1 pseudogene is annotated in these 529 nt (G+C 64.7%); it reads left to right on the forward strand.

The window, feature by feature from the left end:
• A pseudogene (locus tag AC1DYI_RS38080) lies at positions 1-529 on the forward strand (hypothetical protein); the annotation flags it as partial.

Genomic DNA, 529 nt, shown 5'->3' on the forward strand with positions numbered 1-529 from the left:
GTGCAGTTCAGCCCCGACACGGGTTACGGCGAGTTCTACGGTTTCGGCGGCTACAACTACGACAAGGGCGTGATCCAGGGCATCAGCCTGATCCACTCCAGCGGCACCGGCTGCTCGATCCAGCAGGACATCTCGTTCCTGCCGATCGTCGGCAACGTGACCCAGTCGCCCGGCACGCATCTGAGCAGCTACCAGGTGCCCTACTCTCACACCAATGAGACGACAACGCCGGGCTATTACCGCGTCGGCCTGAACAACGGCGTCAACAACGAGCTGACGACCAGCAAGCGCGCCGGCTTCGGGCGCTTCAACTGGCCGGTGACCAACGACGCGACGATGATCCTGAACGTCGGCCGCAACGGCGTGGGCGCGCGCAGCGCGATGCTCGAGATCGTCGGCACCAACGAGGTCCGCGGCTTCGTCGAGACCGGCGGTGTCTGCGGAGGCGGCGGCTACTTCGTCTACTTCCACGGCCAGTTCGACAAGCCGTTCGCGAGCTTTGGCACCTACCAGGGCGAAGCGGTCACAC

This window comes from Ideonella sp. P3_A4 (assembly GCF_056403075.1).